20 protein-coding genes are annotated in these 20,768 nt (G+C 54.6%); 14 read left to right on the plus strand and 6 right to left on the minus strand.

The genetic code is table 11. The features are described 5' to 3' along the window. The first annotated feature begins 246 nt into the window (after positions 1–246). The 3 genes from purE to mnmH all read left to right on the plus strand — a co-directional run bounded on the left by purE (position 247) and on the right by mnmH (position 2,987). Entirely contained in the window at positions 247–756 is a 510-nt protein-coding gene (purE, locus tag JTI98_RS20120; protein ID WP_043001520.1) for a 5-(carboxyamino)imidazole ribonucleotide mutase, read from the plus strand. Beyond that, positions 753–1,820, plus strand: a complete 1,068-nt coding sequence (gene purK / locus JTI98_RS20125) for a 5-(carboxyamino)imidazole ribonucleotide synthase (RefSeq protein WP_216081732.1) — start codon at positions 753–755, stop codon at positions 1,818–1,820. Before purE ends, purK begins: the two co-directional genes overlap by 4 nt. A gap of 96 nt (positions 1,821–1,916) precedes the next feature. Beyond that, positions 1,917–2,987 carry a tRNA 2-selenouridine(34) synthase MnmH gene (gene mnmH / locus JTI98_RS20130; protein ID WP_216081733.1) on the plus strand — a complete coding sequence of 357 codons (1,071 nt, stop codon included), beginning with the start codon at positions 1,917–1,919 and terminating at the stop codon, positions 2,985–2,987. Positions 2,988–3,053: 66 nt separating this feature from the next. Here mnmH and JTI98_RS20135 read toward each other — a convergent pair whose 3' ends face one another. The 3 genes from JTI98_RS20135 to ybbA form a co-directional block, all read right to left on the minus strand. Then, positions 3,054–4,187 carry a porin gene (locus JTI98_RS20135; protein ID WP_044327903.1) on the minus strand — a complete coding sequence of 378 codons (1,134 nt, stop codon included), beginning with the start codon at positions 4,185–4,187 and terminating at the stop codon, positions 3,054–3,056. A 177-nt stretch (positions 4,188–4,364) separates the two neighbouring features. Then, entirely contained in the window at positions 4,365–6,779 is a 2,415-nt protein-coding gene (gene ybbP / locus JTI98_RS20140) for a putative ABC transporter permease subunit YbbP (RefSeq protein ID WP_086512642.1), read from the minus strand. Beyond that, a complete protein-coding gene (ybbA, locus tag JTI98_RS20145; protein ID WP_044259018.1) occupies positions 6,776–7,462 on the minus strand; it encodes a putative ABC transporter ATP-binding protein YbbA in 687 nt (228 codons plus the stop codon). Before ybbA ends, ybbP begins: the two co-directional genes overlap by 4 nt. Between ybbA and tesA the strand changes: the two genes are divergently transcribed. Genes tesA through JTI98_RS20160 form a run of 3 tightly spaced genes read left to right on the plus strand, consistent with a single transcriptional unit; the run spans position 7,430 to position 9,769 of the window. Beyond that, on the plus strand, positions 7,430–8,056 hold the full coding sequence (tesA, locus tag JTI98_RS20150) for a multifunctional acyl-CoA thioesterase I/protease I/lysophospholipase L1 (protein WP_185957640.1): 627 nt from the start codon (positions 7,430–7,432) through the stop codon (positions 8,054–8,056). The two genes, ybbA and tesA, sit on opposite strands and share 33 nt — an antisense overlap. Before the next feature lie 28 nt (positions 8,057–8,084). Further along, a complete protein-coding gene (gene ybbO / locus JTI98_RS20155; RefSeq protein WP_043001525.1) occupies positions 8,085–8,855 on the plus strand; it encodes an NADP(+)-dependent aldehyde reductase in 771 nt (256 codons plus the stop codon). A 59-nt stretch (positions 8,856–8,914) separates the two neighbouring features. Beyond that, on the plus strand, positions 8,915–9,769 hold the full coding sequence (locus JTI98_RS20160) for a co-chaperone YbbN (protein ID WP_216081734.1): 855 nt from the start codon (positions 8,915–8,917) through the stop codon (positions 9,767–9,769). 50 nt (positions 9,770–9,819) lie between these two features. Here the strand turns inward: JTI98_RS20160 and fetB are convergent, their stop codons facing one another. Next, the gene (fetB, locus tag JTI98_RS20165) at positions 9,820–10,599 is read right to left on the minus strand and encodes an iron export ABC transporter permease subunit FetB (protein ID WP_043001527.1); all 780 of its coding nucleotides are present in this window, start codon (positions 10,597–10,599) and stop codon (positions 9,820–9,822) included. Beyond that, a complete protein-coding gene (fetA, locus tag JTI98_RS20170) occupies positions 10,592–11,263 on the minus strand; it encodes an iron ABC transporter ATP-binding protein FetA (protein WP_044258908.1) in 672 nt (223 codons plus the stop codon). The genes fetB and fetA overlap by 8 nt, the downstream gene beginning before the upstream one ends. 145 nt (positions 11,264–11,408) lie before the next feature. On the opposite strand from fetA, the gene JTI98_RS20175 reads away from it, so the two are divergent. From JTI98_RS20175 to JTI98_RS20190, 4 genes are read left to right on the plus strand one after another with little or no spacing between them, the layout of a single operon-like run. After that, entirely contained in the window at positions 11,409–12,323 is a 915-nt protein-coding gene (locus JTI98_RS20175; RefSeq protein ID WP_043001529.1) for an SPFH domain-containing protein, read from the plus strand. Next, on the plus strand, positions 12,323–12,781 hold the full coding sequence (locus tag JTI98_RS20180; protein WP_043001530.1) for an NfeD family protein: 459 nt from the start codon (positions 12,323–12,325) through the stop codon (positions 12,779–12,781). The genes JTI98_RS20175 and JTI98_RS20180 overlap by 1 nt, the downstream gene beginning before the upstream one ends. Positions 12,782–12,803: 22 nt before the next feature. Further along, positions 12,804–14,951 carry a hypothetical protein gene (locus tag JTI98_RS20185; protein WP_216082277.1) on the plus strand — a complete coding sequence of 716 codons (2,148 nt, stop codon included), beginning with the start codon at positions 12,804–12,806 and terminating at the stop codon, positions 14,949–14,951. Beyond that, positions 14,921–15,637, plus strand: a complete 717-nt coding sequence (locus tag JTI98_RS20190; RefSeq protein WP_044327900.1) for a DUF3142 domain-containing protein — start codon at positions 14,921–14,923, stop codon at positions 15,635–15,637. Before JTI98_RS20185 ends, JTI98_RS20190 begins: the two co-directional genes overlap by 31 nt. Here the strand turns inward: JTI98_RS20190 and cueR are convergent. After that, the gene (gene cueR / locus JTI98_RS20195; RefSeq protein WP_043001532.1) at positions 15,634–16,044 is read right to left on the minus strand and encodes a Cu(I)-responsive transcriptional regulator; all 411 of its coding nucleotides are present in this window, start codon (positions 16,042–16,044) and stop codon (positions 15,634–15,636) included. The two genes, JTI98_RS20190 and cueR, sit on opposite strands and share 4 nt — an antisense overlap. 374 nt (positions 16,045–16,418) lie before the next feature. Here cueR and JTI98_RS20200 point away from each other — a divergent pair, with 374 nt between their 5' ends. From JTI98_RS20200 to JTI98_RS20215, 4 genes are all read left to right on the plus strand, one after another. Further along, entirely contained in the window at positions 16,419–17,813 is a 1,395-nt protein-coding gene (locus JTI98_RS20200) for an MFS transporter (RefSeq protein ID WP_216081735.1), read from the plus strand. A gap of 104 nt (positions 17,814–17,917) precedes the next feature. After that, positions 17,918–18,949, plus strand: coding sequence for a LacI family DNA-binding transcriptional regulator (locus JTI98_RS20205; protein ID WP_043001534.1), 1,032 nt, complete (start codon positions 17,918–17,920; stop codon positions 18,947–18,949). A 10-nt stretch (positions 18,950–18,959) separates the two neighbouring features. Continuing rightward, positions 18,960–19,943 (plus strand): nucleoside hydrolase, encoded by a 984-nt coding sequence (locus JTI98_RS20210; RefSeq protein ID WP_044265276.1) that lies wholly within the window; start codon positions 18,960–18,962, stop codon positions 19,941–19,943. 61 nt (positions 19,944–20,004) lie between these two features. Then, positions 20,005–20,718 carry an MgtC/SapB family protein gene (locus JTI98_RS20215; protein WP_046401497.1) on the plus strand — a complete coding sequence of 238 codons (714 nt, stop codon included), beginning with the start codon at positions 20,005–20,007 and terminating at the stop codon, positions 20,716–20,718. Positions 20,719–20,768: the final 50 nt, after the last annotated feature.

Genomic DNA, 20,768 nt, shown 5'->3' on the forward strand with positions numbered 1-20,768 from the left:
ACTTACAATCAACATCAAGCCAACAGCAATTTCAAAAAGCATGATCCACAGAGTCCCTTTTTGTCAGGGGGCACAGAGGGGGTTGATCCGCTTCTGTTAGAACCGGTACGTTTCCAGCGAAATCTCTTTTGACATCGCAGGAAGCCTTAAAATCCAGCTACGCAACCGTTTTCCTTGGCGTTGTATCGTGCTATTCTCTGTGGCCTCAAAAGCAGCGTGTCCCGCACCACAGGAGTTTTCAGACGCATGTCTTCCCGCAATAATCCGGCGCGTGTCGCCATCGTGATGGGGTCCAAAAGCGACTGGGCTACCATGCAGTTCGCCGCCGAAATCTTTGAAATCCTGGATGTCCCACATCACGTAGAAGTGGTTTCTGCCCACCGCACCCCCGATAAACTGTTCAGCTTTGCCGAAAGCGCCGAAGAGAACGGCTATCAGGTAATTATTGCTGGCGCAGGTGGCGCTGCCCATCTTCCAGGTATGATTGCGGCGAAAACGCTGGTGCCGGTATTGGGCGTTCCGGTACAAAGCGCGGCGCTGAGCGGCGTTGATAGTCTGTACTCAATCGTGCAGATGCCGCGCGGTATTCCGGTCGGTACACTGGCAATTGGTAAAGCGGGCGCGGCTAACGCGGCGCTGCTGGCGGCGCAGATTCTGGCGACGCATGATAAGGCATTGCATCAGCGCCTGAACGACTGGCGCAAGGCGCAAACGGATGAGGTGTTGGAGAATCCGGATCCGCGAGGTGCGGCATGAAACAGGTTTGCGTACTGGGCAACGGGCAGTTAGGCCGGATGCTCCGTCAGGCCGGTGAACCGCTGGGCATCGCCGTCTGGCCGGTGGGGCTGGATGCGGAACCGGCTGCCGTGCCTTTTCAGCAAAGTGTGATTACCGCAGAAATCGAGCGCTGGCCGGAAACTGCGTTAACACGTGAACTGGCGCGTCATCCGGCTTTCGTTAACCGTGATGTATTCCCAATTATTGCTGATCGCCTGACGCAAAAACAGCTTTTCGATAAGCTCGGCCTGGCGACCGCGCCATGGCAGTTGCTGGCCGACAAAAGCGAATGGCCTGCTGTCTTTCAGCGTTTAGGCGAACTGGCGATCGTGAAACGTCGTGTCGGTGGTTATGACGGTCGTGGTCAGTGGCGTTTACGCGCCAGTGAAACCAATCAACTGCCTGACGACAACTACGGCGAATGCATTGTTGAGCAAGGCATTAATTTCTCGGGTGAAGTGTCGCTCGTTGGCGCACGCGCGCATGACGGCAGCACGGTGTTCTACCCGCTGACGCGTAACCTGCATCAGGACGGTATTCTGCGCACCAGCGTCGCTTTCCCTCGAGCCGACGCGAAGCAACAGGCACAGGCCGAATCCATGCTTTCGGCCATCATGCAGGAGCTGGGTTACGTTGGCGTGATGGCGATGGAGTGCTTTGTTACGCCGGAAGGTCTGCTGATCAACGAACTGGCCCCGCGCGTGCACAATAGCGGTCACTGGACGCAAAACGGCGCCAGCATCAGCCAGTTTGAGCTGCATCTGCGGGCGATTACCGGCCTGCCGCTGCCGTCACCGGTGGTGGACAGTCCATCGGTAATGGTGAATCTGATTGGCAGCGATCTGAACTATGACTGGCTGAAACTGCCGTTAGTACACCTGCACTGGTACGACAAAGAGGTGCGTCCGGGGCGTAAAGTGGGTCATCTGAATCTGACCGACAGCGATACCGCGCGCCTGAGCGCCACGCTGGAAGCCCTCGCGCCGCTGCTGCCGCCGGAATACGCCAGCGGTATCCTCTGGGCGCAAACTCAGCTCAAGTAAGCCTAAAATGCGGGGAAGTTTAACTTATACTTCCCCGCCCTCTCGTTCCGCGCGTAAAATCCCGTCCATTGCTGTTTGTCTTCTTCAGGATTTCTCATGAACGATGGAACGGACTATCGCGCGATCCTTACCGCCGATACGCCCTTAATCGATGTCCGCGCGCCGGTTGAATTTCAGCAGGGTGCTATACCGGGCGCGATAAATTTACCCTTAATGAATGATGACGAGCGTGCCGCCGTGGGTACCTGCTATAAACGCCAGGGGCCAGAAGCTGCACTTGAGCTCGGCCATCAACTGGTCAGCGGCGAGATTCGCCAGCAGCGTCTGGCTGCCTGGCGCAAAGCCTGCCAGCAACACCCGCAGGGCTATCTCTGCTGCGCCCGGGGCGGTCAGCGTTCGCACATTGTCCAGCAGTGGCTACGTGAATCCGGCGTGGATTACCCGTTGATCAACGGTGGCTACAAAGCGCTACGCCAGGCCGCGATTGCCGCCACGGAGGAACAGGTCCAAAAACCGATCGTGCTGATTGGCGGCTGTACCGGCAATGGCAAAACGCAACTGGTGCAAAAGCAGGAAAACGGGGTAGATCTTGAGGGATTAGCCCACCATCGCGGCTCCTCTTTTGGGCGCACGCTGGAACCCCAGCTCAGTCAGGCCAGTTTTGAAAATCTGCTGGCGGTGACGCTGCTCAAAAAGCAGGCCACGCGCTGGGTGCTGGAAGATGAAGGCCGAATGATCGGCGCTAACCATCTGCCGGAATGTCTGCGCGAGCGCATGACACAGGCCGCTATCGCCGTGATTGACGATCCGTTCGGGCGCCGTCTTGAGCGCCTGCGGGAAGAGTATTTCGTGCGGATGCATCATGATTTCACCCATGCGTATGGCGAAGAGCCGGGATGGCAGGAATACAGCAATTATCTGCATCATGGGCTTTCTGCAATTCAACGGCGTCTGGGTTTGCAGCGGTTTAACGAGTTAACCGCCAGGCTGGACGTGGCGCTGGAGGCACAGCGTCAGACCGGCAGCACCGAAGCGCATTTCAGTTGGTTAGTGCCGCTGCTGGAAGAATATTACGATCCGATGTATCGCTATCAACTGGAAAAGAAAGCCGGACAGATTGTCTTTCGTGGAACATTTGAAGAGGTTGAGGCGTGGTTGCGCGGTTGAAAAACGCCGGAGGGTGATGATTTGTAGGCCCGGTAAGCGTTAGCGTCACCGGGCACAGCATCAGACTCAGAAGTCGTAACGCAGACGCACCAGGTTCATATCACCCAGGTTATCGGTGCTGGAGGTAAAGACGTGTTCGTAATCAACACGGAAACCATAATCCAGCTGGAAACTGATACCCACGCCGTTGTCGGTACGCAGGTAGTTGCGACCATTCACGTATTCAATACGGTCACCCATGAAGTACGGCTGAACGGATTTCAACGCATACTGGTTGATTGGGAATGTATAGCCCGCAAAGTATTCCAGACCCCACGCATCACCGGCAAAGTAGTCGTTAACAGACACTTTTTTGGTGGTCATAAAGTTCTGATACCAGCCGCCGCCCATGGAGAAGGTCCAGTTATCCGGGGTCCAGCTCAGTGCCGTACCGACGATATTCTGATCGTACGTTTTGTTGCCGTTACCGCGCATTTCCGCACGGGTGTAGTTCCACGCCGTACCCCAGCTCAGATCGTCCGTAATGTGATAATCCGCACCCAGTGAACCACCGCCTTTACGCTTGTAGTTCAGGCCATTATTCGGGTTGTAGTCGTCGCTGAACAGATAAGATGCGTAGAGATCAACATCACCCACCGTTTTCTTATATTTCAGCATTTTGCGGGAACGGTAAGAACCATCATAGTCGCCGTTAATCCCGTTACCCGGTGCCTGACCAATCATGTCGTAGTCCCAGATATCGGTTTTCGCACCGACCACATCGTAGTAGATGCTGTTCTGTTGACCGAAGGTCAGCGTACCCCAGGTATCGCTCTTCAGACCGGTGTACAGCATACGACGCGTGGTGTCATGCGCGCCGTCAGCATAGTGGTTGTCCCAGTTGAACTGCGCCGGAATGTTAACGCCCAGCTCGTAGAAGCTGATCCAACTGATGTCATCAAACAGATAGTAATCTGCCGCGAAGCGGAAACGGGTACCGCCGTCGAAGCCATTACGTTTATAGCCATTTGCGCCGTCGTCGCCCGTCATGTTCTGGAACTGAGGACGAATACTCCCGCCAACGGTAAAGTTGAGACGGCTCAGCGGATTACCCGCCTGCGGATCTTGTTTCAGAACGGTGATTTCCGCCTGAGAGGCGAAAGACGTCAATGCCACTGCTGCGCCGATCGATGCCGCCAGCGCTGTTGTTTTTATAGTCATTATTTTTCCTTGATAGATTTCCTGCTAATTATTCAGCGCTTGAATATTAACTGGTATTAACACTGACGTGTTGGCGGGTTTTTAATGATTTGTGCCGTTAAACAGCGAGGGGTTATCAATTTATGCTACTAAGAAAGTACGCGCCAGCATAAAAACCGGCGCGTCATTATCACGGGATTAAACAGTAAACTGACGGAACAACGCTTTCCCTTTCAGCAGACGGACACCGAGCCAGCCCCCGCAAAGAGAAAGTAAAAGCGCGCCGCAAAGAGGCAGGACAATCCACAAGCGCCAGTCAGGTTCCCACGGGAAGTCAAACACCTGCGTTTGCAGCACCGCCAGCGCGGTTTCCGCGCCGATGGACGCCACCAGCCCGGAGACCAGCCCCAGCATGGCAAATTCACACCACAGCGTAGTGCGCAGGAGTTTTTTGCCCGCGCCTAACGTACGCCAGACCACCAGTTCCTGATGGCGCTGGCGCATGCCGACCTGCACCTGCGCCAGTAGCAACAGCATGCCGCAGGCGGTTACCAGCACAACCATGACCTCCAGCGCCCGGCTAACCTGCTCCAGCACCTGCCCTACCTGCTTAAGGATCGCGCCGATGTCTAACAGGCTAATCGTCGGGAACTCACGATTAAGTTGCGTCAGCATGCCGTTGCCGTTTTCCCAGCGGAAGCTGGTCAGCCAGCTTTGCGGCTGACCATCCAGCGCGCCGGACGGGAAGATAAAGAAGAAGTTAGGGCGCAGGCTTTCCCAGTCGACCCGGCGCAAACTGGTCACCTTCGCACTGAACGCCTGAGTGTCACCCATAAAAGTGACGCTGTCGCCGAGTGAAACGTTCAGCCGTTTTGCCAGTCCCTCTTCCATTGATACCTCGCCTTTTTCTGGCGGCCAGTTACCGGCGGTGATGGGGTTGTGATCCGGACGGGTATCCTGCCAGGTCAGATTCAGCTCACGATTCAGAGACTCATCTTGTCCCCCTTCTGTCGGCGTGTTATTTATCGCCGTCAACCGCGCCCGCACGATCGGGTAGAACGCTTCCGGGATCACCTGATGCTCGGAGAGAAATGCCTTCACCTGCGGCACCTGCTCTGGGGCAATGTTGATCAGAAAATAATTGGGACTTTCCGGCGGAAGCTGCTGCTGCCAGCGATCCAGCAGATCACCGCGTAAAACCAGCAGCAGCGCCAGTAGCATAAACGACAGCGAAAACGCTGACAGCTGGCTCAGCGTCGACCACGGCTGACGTAGCAGGCGACTGACCGCGAGGCGCAGCGGCAACGACGACAGCGTCATCCCACGCAGAACGTTCAGCAGCATCCAGCCCAACACGCCGCACAGCAGCGCCAGCACGACCGCCCCCGCCAGCACCGCCCACAGCAACGGACTGCCGCCCATTAACCCGGCCAGTAACAGCACCACCACCACGGTCACGATCGGCAAATAGAATTTCAGCGGCCAGACGTTGGCCACCACGTCACGACGCAAGACGCGCAGCGGTTGGGTAGCTAATAACAAGCGATAGGGACGCAAACCGACCAGCAGCGAGATCACCGTCATGGTGCCCAACGCCCAGATCCACGGCCAGAAACTGGCAGGCGGCAGCGCGGCGGGCAGCACCGGTTTAAGCAGTACCATTAGCATCTTTTCGAATAACAGGCCGATCGCCCCGCCCGTCACGGCGGAAAGCGCCAGTACCATCAGCCACTGCCCAACAATCAGTTTTCGCAGTTGTGCCCTGCCCGCACCGAGCGTTTTCAGAATCGCCACCAGATCATAACGACTGCGACAGTAGTGATTCATCGCCACCGCCACGGCAGCGACGGCCAGCAGCAGTGTTAACAGTGCCGAAAGAAGAAGAAATTGTTGCGAACGCTCCAGGGATTTGCCTAGCGCGCCGTCGTCCTGTTCAAGTCCGTACCAGCGATGTTCCGGCTTCAACTGCGGTAGTAGCCACTTTTCATAGCCGTCAAGCTGTTGCGGCGTGCCACCAAATTTATAGCGCCACGTGACGCGACTGCCGGGCTGCACGGCACCGGTTTTCGCAACATCCGCTGTATTCATTAACAGGCGCGGCGCCATCTGGAAGGGGTTAAAGCCGGAGTCTGGCTCCTGCACCACTTCCCCAGCAATGCGCAGCGTGGCGTCGCCGACATCAATAGTGTCGCCGATTTTCAGGTTCAGCAACGCCATCAGTCGCGGCGCCAACAGTACCGTTCCCTGCTGCGGCTTGAGCCCCGGCGGATTGGTTTCCAGCTCGCCGTACATCGGATAGATGTCATCGACCGCTTTGACGTTCGCCAGCTGTGGCGTATCGCCGGCAAAGGTCATGGTGGCAAAGGTCAGTTGTTCTCCGACCTTCAGACCGCGCTGACGCGCGTCATCAATCCACGCCTGCGGCACCTCGCGTGAGCTGCGCAGTGCCCGGTCCCCCGCCATGAACTCGCGGCTTTGCTGACTTAACCCTTTTTCCATCCGGTCGCTGATGTTGCCCAGCGCCAACACGCAGGCCACCGCCAGACTCAGCGCCAGCCAGACAATCAACAGCGACGGCGAGCGCCATTCGCGCCAGAACCAGCGTGCGATCATGCCTCCTCCTGCAACTGTCCATTCACCAGGCGCAGTCGTCGGTTGCAGCGCGCCGCCAGTTGCGGATCGTGAGTCACCAGAATCAGCGTGGTGCCGTGTTCGCGGTTAAGCGAAAAGAGCAGATCGGCAATTTTCTCACCGGTCTGCCGGTCGAGGTTCCCCGTTGGTTCATCGGCAAACAGGACGTCCGGGCGACCATTAAAAGCGCGCGCCAGCGCCACGCGCTGCTGCTCACCACCGGAAAGCTGCGCCGGAAGATGGTCCAGACGCTTGCCCAGACCCAGTTGTTCCAGCAGGGCTTTCGCTCCCGCTTTACTTTGTCCGCTGTTTTCGCCGCGCAGTAGTGCGGGAAGTTCGACGTTTTCCAGTGCATTCAGCGTGGGAATCAACATAAATGACTGAAAGACAAAACCGACATGCTGTGCACGCAGTTGAGCCCGAGCCTCTTCATCCATCTGATGCAACGGTTTCCCCACCAGATTGACGGCGCCGTCGGTGCCATCGTCCAGTCCGGCGAGGATCGCCAGCAGCGTAGATTTCCCTGAACCCGACTCGCCAATCAGCGCAATGGTCTCGGCGCGTTTGACAACCAGGTCAACTCCGGTAAGGATGGAAAGCTCGTGCTCCCCCTGACCGACGGACTTCTTAAGATGATGAACTTCAACAATGTTTTCCGCTGGCATTTGCCTTTCCTGTTCCTGATCCTGTTTACCTGTCGGGCCGCTGCGGCTGACACGTTGTTAATCCTCGGCGACAGCCTGAGCGCCGGGTACCGAATGTCCGCCAGTGCCGCCTGGCCTGCACTGCTCAACGACAAATGGCAGAGCAAAACCACCGTGGTGAACGCCAGCATCAGCGGCGACACCTCCCAGCAAGCGCTGGCGCGCCTGCCTGCGCTACTCAAACAGCATCAACCGCGCTGGGTGCTGGTTGAGCTGGGCGGCAACGACGGGCTACGCGGCTTTGCGCCGCAACAGACCGAACAAACGTTGCGTACCATCGTGCAGGAGGTGAAGGCGGCGAATGCCGAGCCGTTGCTGATGCAAATTCGCCTGCCTGCAAACTATGGCCGTCGGTATAATGAAACCTTTAGCGCGCTCTATCCAAAGCTCGCCAAAGAATTTGATATTCCTCTGTTACCCTTTTTTATGGAAGAGGTCTATCTAAAACCGCAGTGGATGCAGGATGATGGTATCCATCCTAACCGCGATGCCCAGCCGTTTATCGCTGACTGGATGGCGAAGCAGCTGAGTCCTTTAGTAAAACACGAGTCTTAATTCAACGGAGATCCTGACAGGTAAAGTTATGCAAAAATCGGTCTTAATAACAGGGTGTTCCAGCGGTATCGGCCTGGAAAGCGCGCTTGAGCTGAAGCGTCAGGGTTTTCAGGTTCTCGCCGGCTGCCGCAAACCCGACGATGTCACGCGTATGAATAATATGGGATTCACCGGCGTATTGATCGACCTCGACTCGCCTGAGAGCGTGGATCGCGCCGCTGACGAGGTGATCGCCCTGACCGATAACTGCTTATACGGGATCTTTAACAATGCCGGGTACGGCGTTTACGGTCCGCTGCCCACCATCAGCCGCGCGCAGATGGAGCAGCAATTTTCCGCCAATTTCTTTGGCGCTCATCAGCTCACGATGCGTCTGTTACCGGCCATGCTGCCGCACGGCGAAGGTCGGATCGTGATGACCTCCTCGGTGATGGGGCTTATCTCCACACCCGGACGCGGCGCCTACGCGGCCAGTAAATACGCGCTGGAAGCCTGGTCAGATGCGTTACGCATGGAGCTACGTCACAGCGGAATTAAGGTCAGCCTGATTGAACCCGGCCCTATTCGCACGCGCTTTACGGAAAACGTTAACCAGACCCAGAACGACAAACCGGTGGAAAACCCCGGTATTGCCGCACGTTTTACGCTCGATCCTGAAGCCGTCGTCGCCAAAGTGCGCCATGCTTTTATCAGCGATAAACCCAAACTCCGCTATCCCGTCACGCTGGTAACCTGGGCCGTCATGCTGCTCAAACGTCTGCTGCCGGGACGCCTGATGGACAAAATTTTGCACGGATGAGTTGAAGCGCACGCGTCAGCCCCCATGTAAAAAAGAAATCGACACAAGAGAGCGACTCCATGTCCACACAGAATATTGTCAACATTAACGAAGCGAACCTGCAGCAGACCTTAGAACTGTCGATGACCACGCCGGTCCTGTTCTACTTCTGGTCTGAACGCAGCCAGCACTGCCTGCAACTGACGCCGGTGCTGGAAAGCCTTGCCGCACAGTACAACGGTCAGTTCATTCTGGCGAAGCTCGACTGCGATGCCGAGCAGATGATTGCCTCTCAGTTCGGTCTGCGCGCTATTCCAACCGTCTATTTGTTCCAGAACGGTCAGCCGGTTGACGGCTTCCAGGGACCGCAGCCTGAAGAGGTGATTCGCGCCCTGCTCGACAAAGTGCTGCCGCGTGAAGAAGAGCTAAAAGCGCAACAGGCCATGCAACTGATGCAGGAAGACAACTACATTGAAGCGCTGCCGCTGTTGAAAGACGCCTGGCAGCTATCTAACCAGAGCAGTGAAATCGGCCTGCTACTGGCGGAAACGCAGATTGCCCTCAACCGCTCTGAAGATGCAGAAGCCGTGCTGAAAACCATTCCGCTTCAGGATCAGGACACCCGTTATCAGGGGCTGGTCGCGCAAATTGAACTGTTGAAACAGGCGGCGGATACGCCAGAGATTCAGCTACTGCAACAACAGTTGGCGGAAAACCCGCAGGACGCCGGACTGGCCGCACAGTTGGCGCTGCAACTGCATCAGGTAGGACGCAACGAAGAAGCGCTGGAACTGCTGTTCAGTCATCTGAAAAAAGATCTTGCCGCCGCAGACGGTCAGGCGCGTAAAACGTTCCAGGAAATTCTTGCCGCACTGGGTACCGGCGACGCGCTGGCGTCGAAATATCGTCGTCAGCTCTACGCGCTGTTGTACTGATTAACGTTGCCCGATGGCGCTACGCTTATCGGGCCTACGCAAGTCGCTGGTTACGATTTCTTCAAACGCGTCACCACCAGTTGGTGGCGCGAGTTGTAAAACTTCCGATAGGTTAAATAGCAGGCAATGATGGTCGACAGGCTCGCCGTTGAGAGCAACATAAAGGTCACCATAATCTGATATTTAATCGCTTTGACCGGATCGATACCGGCAAAGATCAGCCCTGACATCATCCCCGGCAAACTCACCAGTCCGACCGTTTTCGCGGAGTCGATCGTTGGGATCAGCGAGGCGCGAATACTGTCGCGGATCAAGCCCGCAGACGCCATTTTCGGCGTGGCGCCAAGACTGAGTTTTTCCTGAATCTGCTGTTGTTCGCTGCTGAAACGCTGACCGAGATTGTTGTAGCATAATCCGACGGCCACCATCGCATTACCAGCGATCATCCCGGAAATAGGGATCACCTGCATCGGGATAAATTCAATCGACCCCGACAGCACCAGCACCGCCAGCGTTAACCCTGCCCCCGTCGTGATGGCAATAAACGAGGAAACAAACGCTTTATCAATATATTTACTGCGCTTCTGCGCGTTATACGCGGCGTTAAAACAGATGAATAACACCATCACTAACGTCAGGACAGCATGATTGACCGCGAAGATATATTTCAGGACATAGCCGACGATAATAAGTTGAACCACGGCGCGAGCGACGCTCCAGAGAATATCTTTCTCCAGCGCCAGTTTCTCTTTATGGCTTATCAGCATCGCCACCACCACCAGCATCATCGCTAATGCCAGTGACTCGTTAGTAATATTATGTTCATTCATTACGCGCTTCCTGCATTTCTCCGGCATGCGGCATCAGAGTGATTATTTCATCCGCATGATTAATTTCATCTTTATCGTGAGTCACCCACAGCACCCCTATCTGCTTATCACGAGCATAGTGATGAATAATCTCATTCACATTGCGCTTATTGCTTTCATCCAGTGCGCTGGTGATTTCATCAAGCAGTAAAACCTGCGGTAAAAACTGTAAATTGCGGATCAGGGAAATGCGCTGCTTCTCGCCGCCGGAGAGCGCATTGATATTTTTCGCCAGAATCGACTCCGGCAGTTGAAAGCGGGCCAGGTCCGCCAGAAAAGCCCCAGGATCTGGACGCTGGTTACGGATTTGCCAGGGGAAGATCAGATTATCGTAGACCGTATCGCCAAACAGCGCGGGCGTCTGGGCGCAATACGAAACCTGTTGACGATAATGTTCCGGGTTGAGAGTAGCGATATCCTCTCCACCAAAGCGGATCTCACCGCTATTCGGACTGAGCAACGACGCAATAATCTTCAGTAAGGTACTTTTTCCGCAGCCGGAAGGGCCGGTGATTAATTTAAATTCACCAGGACGTAAGTCAAAACTGATGTTATTCAGAATTTTGATGGTCCCGACCTGGTAACCCACATTGTTTACCTGCAACAACCTGCTATTTTCACGCATTATCTATCCTGTTTTCGCGTTTTATCACAAAATAGTGTATCCCTCTAATTAACAGGAGGGGAACTCTCTTTAATGAATCAGGTATAATTTCAAGAGTTACATCGCCAATCTCGACATCATGGACAGTTCAACAGGAGGTTTTTCAATGCTTATTGTTATTCCTATTCTCATTTTTGTCGCGCTGGTCATCGTCGGCGCCGGCGTGAAAATTGTTCCCCAGGGGTATCAGTGGACAGTAGAGCGATTTGGCCGCTATACCAAAACGCTGCAACCGGGCTTAAGCATCGTTGTGCCGTTCATGGACCGGATTGGCCGTAAAATCAATATGATGGAGCAGGTGCTGGATATTCCCTCGCAGGAAGTGATCTCGAAAGATAACGCCAACGTCACCATTGATGCCGTCTGCTTTATTCAGGTGATTGACGCGCCGCGTGCGGCCTATGAGGTCAGCAATCTGGAACTGGCGATCATCAACCTCACTATGACCAACATCCGTACCGTTCTGGGGTCGATGGAGCTTGATGAAATGCTCTCCCAGCGTGACAGCATCAATACCCGACTGCTGCATATCGTCGATGAGGCCACCAATCCCTGGGGCATTAAAGTCACGCGTATCGAGATTCGCGATGTCCGCCCACCGGCTGAACTGATCTCCTCCATGAACGCCCAGATGAAAGCGGAACGTACTAAACGTGCGTATATTCTTGAAGCCGAAGGGGTGCGCCAGGCGGAAATCCTTAAGGCAGAAGGGGAAAAACAGTCGCAGATCCTGAAAGCTGAAGGGGAACGTCAATCCGCCTTCTTACAGGCAGAAGCCCGCGAACGTTCCGCTGAAGCGGAAGCCCGCGCGACCAAAATGGTGTCTGAAGCGATCGCCTCCGGTGATATTCAGGCGGTGAATTACTTTGTGGCGCAGAAATATACCGAAGCGCTACAGCAAATCGGCTCGTCCAGTAACAGTAAAGTGGTGATGATGCCACTGGATGCCAGCAGCCTGATGGGTTCCATTGCCGGGATCACTGAACTGATCAAGGACAGCGCCAGCGAACGGAATAAATAATGATCGAGATGATTGTGGGGCATCCCCATATTTTCTGGCTCAGCCTTGGCGGTCTGCTTCTGGCCGCTGAGATGCTGGGCGGCAACGGTTATCTGTTGTGGAGCGGCGTCGCGGCGGTCATTACCGGCATTCTGGTCTGGCTGTTGCCCGTCGACTGGGAATGGCAGGGTGTTATCTTTGCCGTCTTAACGCTGCTTGCCGCCTGGTTCTGGTGGAAGTGGATGGCGAAACGCGTTCGTGAACAAAAACCGGCAGACAGTCAGCTCAACCAGCGCGGCCAGCAACTGGTCGGCCGTCGGTTTGTCCTGGAGTCGTCTCTGGTCAATGGTCGTGGACACATGCGGGTTGGCGACAGTTCATGGCCGGTCAACGCCAGCGACGATCTACCCGCCGGCACGCACGTTGAAGTGATTGCCGTTGAAGGCATCACGCTCTATATCAGACCCCTTACCCGATAAAACCGATGACAGGAATCGCATGATGGTCAGGAAGACGCCTCTGGCATTTAGCTTTTGTGCATTACTGGCGAGCGCCGCCCCTCAGGCATTCGCCTCGTTTGATATCGCAGACTGCACCTGGAGCGACGCGCGCTGTCTGCTAAAAGGCGCCCCTGTTCTGACGCCCGATAATGATTCACGCGATAACCTGTTGCGCCTGCTGAGTGAGGCAAAGTCGTTTGCTGTGCCCGTTCAGTCGATGCCTGCGGATATCACCCGCTCACGCGATTTCTATTTTGCTTATCACCCGCAGTGGGATGACGCTGATGTCCGCACGGACTTGCCTGCACAAACGCAGAATGCACCCAATACACTCGCTCAGCAGATGGCAACGCTGCAGGTAGCGGCGGTTGAATTCAACCACGACGGTGAGCAGGAAAACCGTTTTGTCTCCAATAATACCGACAGCGTCAGTCAGTTTTTTGCCGCGCTACTGAGCGATGCTACGCTGACAGCAGAACAAAAGCAGGCGCTGGCGCAGGCACGTCTGGGACTCTATTCCGGGGCCAGCGCAGAGCAAATCACGGCCTCTCTCACTACGCTCCCGGCGGACTCACCTGCCCTGGCGTATAAAACCTATCTGATCGCCGCAGCCCATTTTTACGCGGGTGAATACGAAAGCGCGGCGCAGGTCTTCACGTCGCTGCTTAAGAGCGATCGCCCGTGGCTGGCGGAAACCGCGCAATATATGCTGATGCGCACAGCGCTGAACAAAAGCAGCCAGAACAGCGTCGGCGAATATGGCGATTTTGATATCGCGCGAATAAACCGTGAAGACGCCTTACTCGCGCAAAAAGAGGCGCAAACCTATCTCCAGCGCTGGCCTGAAGGCCGCTATGCCGATTCCGCACACGGCATGCTGCGTCGCATCCACTGGTATTTGCAGGACTGGACGTCGCTTGCAGGATTGTATGAGCAGGCATTCCGGCAGGCCGCCGATGCGCAGACGCTGCGAAACCGGGTGATTGAATACGATAATGTCTATGGCAGGCAGTTTTACGATCAATCGGTACAGGAGGCGTTCGCCGACGCCCCTCTCGTCAGCTATACCGAGATGCTGCGCGCCCTTCGTCTGAACAGCGACCAGAAGCCAACCCTGACGCAGGCTAACCTGGATGCCAGCAAACCGGTTTTTGAAAAAAGCGGAAAACTGCCGCTGTGGCGCGATCTGCAACTCAACCTGTGGCTGGCGACAGAAAACAATGCTGCGATTCTTCAGGCGGTTACCCCGGCGCAAAAACTACCGGCTCACGATATCCTCGCTTTCAGCGAACAGGTTCTCTACGGTAACGCGCTGATGGGTCAAAAGCAGTGGTCAGCGGCGCGTGATTTCTGGTCGACACTGCTGAAGCTGAGCCAGGATAACGAACAGCAGCAGTATGTGCAGGCAAAACTGGCGGCCACGCTGGTGTACAGTGGCGATACGGTGGCGGTTTTTGCCCCGGACAGCGCGGTCACCAACCTGCGTTATCGTTCCCGGGTACTGAAAACCGTGGCGACGCCTGAACAGTTGCGTCAGCAGGTCAGCCAGGGACCGAATAACGAAGAACGCACTATCGCGCTGCATACGCTGCTGGTGCGCGATCTCACAGAAAACCGCTTTAGCGACTGGCTGCAGGACCGCAAACTCGCCAGCGCCATCACACAACCGGTGATCGGCGAAGCATTCGACGACGTCAATTTGAGCACGTTTGACTGGAACGGTGACGCCGCTGAAGTCGGTTACGTGTGCCGCAGCCTCAATGAGACCATCGGCACGCTGAGCAAAAAACCCGATGATGCCCATGCGCTGAACTGTCTGGGTGAGTTCTTCCGCACGTCGCAAACCCATGTCGATTTGTGGAAAGACAGCGCAGGGAATGGCGTGCTGGAGGCCGCTATCGACCGCAAGCGTCCGGTTGGGCAGTATGATCGCCAGAGTTACTACCAGCAGGTCATCACCTCGCCGAAAGCCGAGCACGAAGACAGAAGTTACGCACTGTATCGCGCCATCATGTGTTACGCCCCGTCCGGCACGAATGAGTGTGGCGGAGAAGAGGTGGACAAACAGCAGCGCAAAGGCTGGTTCACGCAGTTGAAAACCCAGTATCCGGGCAGTCCGTGGGCGCAAAAACTCAAATACTACTGGTAATCGCGCTACTGGCGGGACAGGCGCAGGCGGATGAGACGGTTATCGCCCGCGAACATCCCGCCTTCTGGCTCTGGTCAGGGGTGAAAGCCAGTGATGAACTGAGAGGCGCCCAAACGGTCTATCTGCATCAGGGGGAAGTATTGATGCGGGCAAAGGGCGCGGAGTTTCAGCGTCTGGGACTTCCCGTCAGCCGCCTGACGTTTCCGTCCATCTGGCTTACCGTGCGCTTTACCACGCTCGACGTTGCGGACGCGATTACGGCACGCATCGTGCGGTTGATGCAGCGCTGGCAGGCGGCGGGAAATCAGGTGGTAGGGCTACAGGTCGATTTTGACGCCGCGACGCATCAACTCGCCGACTATGCCCACTTTCTGCGGGAATTGCGCCAACAACTACCACCCGATTTTGCTCTTGGGGTAACCGGATTGCTGGACTGGGCGAAAACCGGTGACATTGCAACGCTGAACGCGCTGCCAATCGATGAACTGGTAGTGCAGAGCTATCAGGGACGGCACACGGTGACGAATTATCAGGACTACCTGCCCGCCCTCACCCGCTTGCGAATTCCCTTTAAGCTTGGTCTGGTACAGCACGGTAAGCGGGAAAGCCAGGCGGAAGCGCAGTTACGCACATCCCCGTGGTATCGCGGCACGGTGGTCTTTATGCTTAATCCCGACGCGCGTTAAACCTGCGCCTTGTGGTGGCAACAGCCAGAAAGGTTATCAATAATAGGGCATTCCGCGCTGTCATCGCCCGGACACGACTCTGCCAGCGCCAGCAACTGTACGCGCATTGACTGTAATTCACTGATATGGCGCTCAATTTCAGCCACTTTCTCCAGCGTCCGCTTTTTGACATCCGCGCTGTGACGCCCTGGATCGTTGAACAGATTTACCAGTTCACCGCACTCTTCAAGGTTGAATCCGACCTGGCGTGCCTGGCGCAGCAGCGTCAGTTCATTGAGATGCTGTTGCCCGTAGGTGCGATAACCGTTTTCACCACGCAGCGGCGGCGTGACCAGCCCTTTTTCTTCATAAAAGCGGATCGCTTTACTGGTTAAACCGGTTTTTTTTGCTACATCGCTGATATTCACACGTCCTCCGCACCTTAAGCTATGGCATGGTGTCATTATAACGTACTTGTGGCTGACACCACACACCCATCCTATAGATGCCAGTAACCTCCTGTCACTTCACAGGTCGCGGGCGTTACCACTGCCACTTTCACATTTCCGGAACCGTCGAACGTTCGTACTTCATAAACAGTGAAGAACATCGAAGCAGGCGTACCTTTTTCTGTAACAATTGCCTGTTATAAGTGATCGCTTTCGCAATTTTAACTCTTTTACTTGATCATTCTACGCGGGTAGATTTATTAATCTCCGGTAAAAATATAATATCTACGCGAGTAGAACGTGAAGAGCACAAGCCTGCGACGTATGTCGACAGATAACTTCAAGGAGTTCTTATGAACACGCATTCATCCTCTGTTCCCCTGACGGACAACCAACAAGCCGCTCAGGAGCGGCTGGAAACCCCCGAAGGACGCCGCGAATTTTGGCGAGCGACATTTTCCTGCTGGTTAGGCACCACGATGGAGTATGCCGATTTTGCCCTGTACGGCCTTGCCGCAGGCATTATCTTTGGCGATGTCTTTTTTCCAGAAGCGACACCTGTCATGGCGTTACTTTCCAGCTTTGCCGCCTATTCCGTTGGGTTTATTGCTCGCCCCATCGGCGCACTTCTGTTCGGCTGGATAGGCGATAAACATGGCCGGAAGATTGTCATGGTTATCACGATTGGGTTGATGGGCACGTCGACCATGCTAATAGGTTTAATCCCCAGCTACGCCCAGATAGGCGTCTGGGCGCCGGTATGCCTGGTTATCCTTCGATTTTCTCAGGGCCTGGGGGCCGGAGCGGAACTTTCAGGCGGTACCGTGATGCTCGGTGAATATGCTCCCGTTAAACGCCGTGGGCTGGTTTCCTCGATTATCGCGCTGGGCTCAAACAGCGGAACATTACTGGCTTCGTTGGTTTGGCTAATCGTCCTGCAAATGGACAAAGATGACTTATTAAGCTGGGGATGGCGTATTCCTTTTCTTTGCAGCATTCTTATCGCCGCTGCTGCGCTATTAATTCGTCGCCATATGCGTGAAACGCCCGTTTTTGAACGTCAAAAGGCCCTCCTGCAGGCCGAGCGAGAAAAAGTTCTTCGCGAGGGAAAAGCGCAGCAACAGCATGATACACGTAGCTTCTGGAAACGAACCCGTGCGTTCTGGACCATGGTCGGCTTACGCATTGGCGAGAATGGCCCCTCCTACCTGGCACAGGGATTTATCATTGGCTATGTCGCTAAAGTGCTGATGGTGGATAAATCAGTGCCGACCGTGGCGGTGTTTATCGCATCGGTTCTGGGATTTGCCATTATTCCTCTGGCGGGCTGGCTTTCCGATCGATTCGGCAGACGGATCGTCTATCGTTGGTTCTGCTTATTACTGATCCTGTATGCTTTTCCGGCATTCATGCTGCTGGATTCTCGTGAGCCATGGATTGTCATCCCAACGATCATTACCGGGATGGGAATCGCTTCACTGGGTATTTTTGGTGTTCAGGCTGCATGGGGCGTTGAGCTTTTCGGTGTCACGAATCGTTATACCAAAATGGCATTTGCAAAAGAGCTCGGTTCGATTATGTCTGGCGGGACAGCGCCACTTATCGCCTCTGCATTGCTCTCGTTTTATGGGCACTGGTGGCCAATCGCTCTCTATTTCGCTCTGATGGCCACAATTGGACTGGTAACCACGTTCTTTGCACCAGAAACCCGTGGACGGGATCTTAACTTACCCGAGGATGCAATTTGAGGCCAGAGAACGTGAGATGCGCGTTCTTTACCAAAGATTTTTGGGTCATAACGCCTTATGCTGTCTGGAAAAAATCACTCTGAACGCAATCAGGTAGGTGCCTCGTGACTCAATCACATTCGCAACGCGTAACACGTTCTGACGTGGCAAAAGAAGCGGGAACGTCCGTCGCTGTCGTTAGTTACGTTATTAATAATGGTCCACGTCCCGTTGCCGAAGCGACCCGGCAACGTGTACTACAAGCCATTAAGAAAACCGGCTATCGACCCAATGGCATCGCGCGTGCGCTGGCTTCAGGGAGTACACAAACTTATGGGCTTGTCGCACCGGATATCTCAAACCCGTTTATCGCCTCTATGGCTCATGCTCTGCAACACGAAGCATTTGCTGATGGCAAAGTACTCCTGCTGGGTGATGCGGGCGACAGCAGCTGCCGTGAACGTGAACTGATTAATAATATGTTGCACCGCCAGGTTGACGGGCTGATCTACACCAGTGTGGATCGCCATCCTTATATCAATTTGATTCAGGAGAGCGGTACGCCCTGCGTTATGCTCGATCGCGTGGATCCTGGACTTAACGTCAGCGTTATCCAGGTTGATGAACAACAGGCGGCGATGCAGGTAACCCAACATCTGATTGATCACGGATACCGCGACATCGGCATCATCTGTGGCCCGCGTGAAATGCTGAATACTCAGGATCGTATCCGGGGCTGGCAGCAGGCGCTGGAAGCCTCATCGCTAATGGTCAATCCTTCATGGATTTTTTCGACCAACTATACCCGCGCCGGAGGTTACGAGGCGACAAAACGTATGCTGCAACGCCAGCCACCGCGCGCGTTGTTCGCGACGAATGAACAGCAGGCACTGGGTTGCTTACGCGCCCTGGCGGAACATGGGCTGCGCGTTCCTGAAGATGTTGCACTGGTCTGTTTTAACGCAACACATGAATCGGCTTACAACGTCCCTTCTTTGACCGCCGTTCTGCAACCGGTCGATAAGATGGCCCGTGCGGCAATTGACATGCTGAAAAATTGGGATGGAGAGGTTCGCCGCGTTGAATTTGAGTTTTATTTACGAACAGGAGAATCGTGTGGCTGCCAGGGACATGAAGTACAACCCGAGACAACGTGAAAATACATCGATGCGTATCATAATTGACTGCGATCCAGGCAATGGCATTCCCGGCGCGAATATTGATGACGGTCTGGCGCTGGCGCTGGCGATTGCCGCTCCGCAAATCACTCTGGAGATGATCACCACTGTCGCAGGAAATACACCGGCAGACGTGGGATATGCCGTCGCTAAAGATCTCATTGCGCAATTGGCTATTCCCGTTTCTGTTTACCGTGGAGCCTCGCGTGCGCTCCGGGAAGATCCGCTTCCCTGGCGTGAAAAACTGGATCAGGGTGTCGATCAGTTTGGCTTACGGCAACTCTGGTCGGAAGTTCCTGCCCCGGCATTGTGCCAGCAGGTGCCCCCCCATGCACCCGAGGCGATAGGTGAACTCATCTGTAATAACCCTGGTGAAATCACGTTGGTTGCTACCGGTCCACTCACCAATGTGGCCATTGCCCTGCAGCTTTACCCGCAGATTGTTCACGCGGTCAAAAATATCGTTGTTATGGGCGGCGTATTCAATGTGCCGGGCTACCTGAAAGATACCAATTTTGGTCTGGATCCTGAGGCGGCTCATGCGGTGCTTACCAGCGGCGCCCCCGTCACGCTGGTCCCGATGGATGTGACAACGAAAACTCAAATGCTTCACGCCGATTTGGATCGTCTGGCAAAAACAGAAAACGGGCTTAGCCGTTATCTGGCGCAAACCATTCGCCCGTGGATCACCTACTCGATGCAAACCCGCCATCTGCCCGGATGTTGGATCCACGATGCGTTAACCGTTGCCTGGTTACTGGACCCCTCTCTGGCAACAATGGAGGAAGATTACCTGGATGTCTCTCTGGAAGGCATCACGCGCGGTATGACCTGTCGCTATGGACGTGACACGTTGCGTCTCAATGTAGGAATCCCTGAACCAAAAGGTGCGCGGGTAAAAATTCTGCAGAGCATCGATAACCGACGACTTCTTTCGCTGATTGAGCACTATATCCATACCTACCGCGCCTAGCGTTACGGGTCAGAAAAGGAGACCTTTTTACGCTGTTTGAGGTGAGTTTTCCGGAGGAAATATGAATACGTTATCCTTCCTCTTATTCGGTGAAGGAGAATCTCTGTTAATTACGCTGGGCAAAATTTGCGTCGCTTTTATCCTCGGCGGGATCATCGGTCTTGAAAGAGAATCGAAAGGAAAGCCTGTAGGATTTAAAACGTGCGTCATTATTTCCGTCGCCAGCTGCGTTCTGACCATCGTCTCTATTCAGTCAGCAGAGTATTACGCGGAAATCTCGATGAATATACGTAGCGATCCGATGCGCCTGGCCGCACAAATTATCAGCGGCGTAGGCTTTCTCGGTGCAGGTGTTATCCTTCATCGCCATGATGACGCCATCTCCGGACTGACAACCGCAGCCATTGTATGGGCTTCTGCGGGAGTGGGAATTACCAGTGGCGCCGGTTTTTATATGCATGCTCTTCTTGCCACAGGCTTGTTCCTGCTGGCCATAAAGCTCAGCTATTTTGTCATCTTTTTACAAACTAAAAATCAATTGCCCGGTAAAGTTAAGATTCGCATTATTCTTGACGAAAAATCAGGACTACAAACGCTGGTGGAAAGTATTAATCAGCAAAAAAACATTATTGAAGCTATCACCATCCGCGATATCAAAAAGGGGAAAATAGAGGTTAATCTAAAAGTCGTGATTAGAAAAAAAATGACCTTACCGGAACTTTACAACAACCTTTCCACCCTCGAACATGTCTGCGCCATCGCACTGGAACATTAAAAAAACAGGGTGAAAACAAATCCCTTGACCTTCCCCTTGCTGGAAGGTTT

Source organism: Citrobacter sp. MGH 55, from assembly GCF_016906145.1.
Taxonomy (GTDB): domain Bacteria; phylum Pseudomonadota; class Gammaproteobacteria; order Enterobacterales; family Enterobacteriaceae; genus Citrobacter_A; species Citrobacter_A amalonaticus.

What these genes read in the sequence shown, in the direction of transcription:
- purE (WP_043001520.1), top strand. Translation starts at nt 247, where the DNA reads ATGTCTTCCCGCAATAATCCGGCGCGTGTCGCCATCGTGATGGGGTCC.
- purK (WP_216081732.1), top strand. Translation starts at nt 753, where the DNA reads ATGAAACAGGTTTGCGTACTGGGCAACGGGCAGTTAGGCCGGATGCTC.
- mnmH (WP_216081733.1), top strand. Translation starts at nt 1,917, where the DNA reads ATGAACGATGGAACGGACTATCGCGCGATCCTTACCGCCGATACGCCC.
- JTI98_RS20135 (WP_044327903.1), bottom strand. Translation starts at nt 4,187, where the DNA reads ATGACTATAAAAACAACAGCGCTGGCGGCATCGATCGGCGCAGCAGTG.
- ybbP (WP_086512642.1), bottom strand. Translation starts at nt 6,779, where the DNA reads ATGATCGCACGCTGGTTCTGGCGCGAATGGCGCTCGCCGTCGCTGTTG.
- tesA (WP_185957640.1), top strand. Translation starts at nt 7,430, where the DNA reads ATGATGAACTTCAACAATGTTTTCCGCTGGCATTTGCCTTTCCTGTTC.
- ybbA (WP_044259018.1), bottom strand. Translation starts at nt 7,462, where the DNA reads ATGCCAGCGGAAAACATTGTTGAAGTTCATCATCTTAAGAAGTCCGTC.
- ybbO (WP_043001525.1), top strand. Translation starts at nt 8,085, where the DNA reads ATGCAAAAATCGGTCTTAATAACAGGGTGTTCCAGCGGTATCGGCCTG.
- JTI98_RS20160 (WP_216081734.1), top strand. Translation starts at nt 8,915, where the DNA reads ATGTCCACACAGAATATTGTCAACATTAACGAAGCGAACCTGCAGCAG.
- fetB (WP_043001527.1), bottom strand. Translation starts at nt 10,599, where the DNA reads ATGAATGAACATAATATTACTAACGAGTCACTGGCATTAGCGATGATG.
- fetA (WP_044258908.1), bottom strand. Translation starts at nt 11,263, where the DNA reads ATGCGTGAAAATAGCAGGTTGTTGCAGGTAAACAATGTGGGTTACCAG.
- JTI98_RS20175 (WP_043001529.1), top strand. Translation starts at nt 11,409, where the DNA reads ATGCTTATTGTTATTCCTATTCTCATTTTTGTCGCGCTGGTCATCGTC.
- JTI98_RS20180 (WP_043001530.1), top strand. Translation starts at nt 12,323, where the DNA reads ATGATCGAGATGATTGTGGGGCATCCCCATATTTTCTGGCTCAGCCTT.
- JTI98_RS20185 (WP_216082277.1), top strand. Translation starts at nt 12,804, where the DNA reads ATGGTCAGGAAGACGCCTCTGGCATTTAGCTTTTGTGCATTACTGGCG.
- JTI98_RS20200 (WP_216081735.1), top strand. Translation starts at nt 16,419, where the DNA reads ATGAACACGCATTCATCCTCTGTTCCCCTGACGGACAACCAACAAGCC.
- JTI98_RS20210 (WP_044265276.1), top strand. Translation starts at nt 18,960, where the DNA reads ATGCGTATCATAATTGACTGCGATCCAGGCAATGGCATTCCCGGCGCG.
- JTI98_RS20215 (WP_046401497.1), top strand. Translation starts at nt 20,005, where the DNA reads ATGAATACGTTATCCTTCCTCTTATTCGGTGAAGGAGAATCTCTGTTA.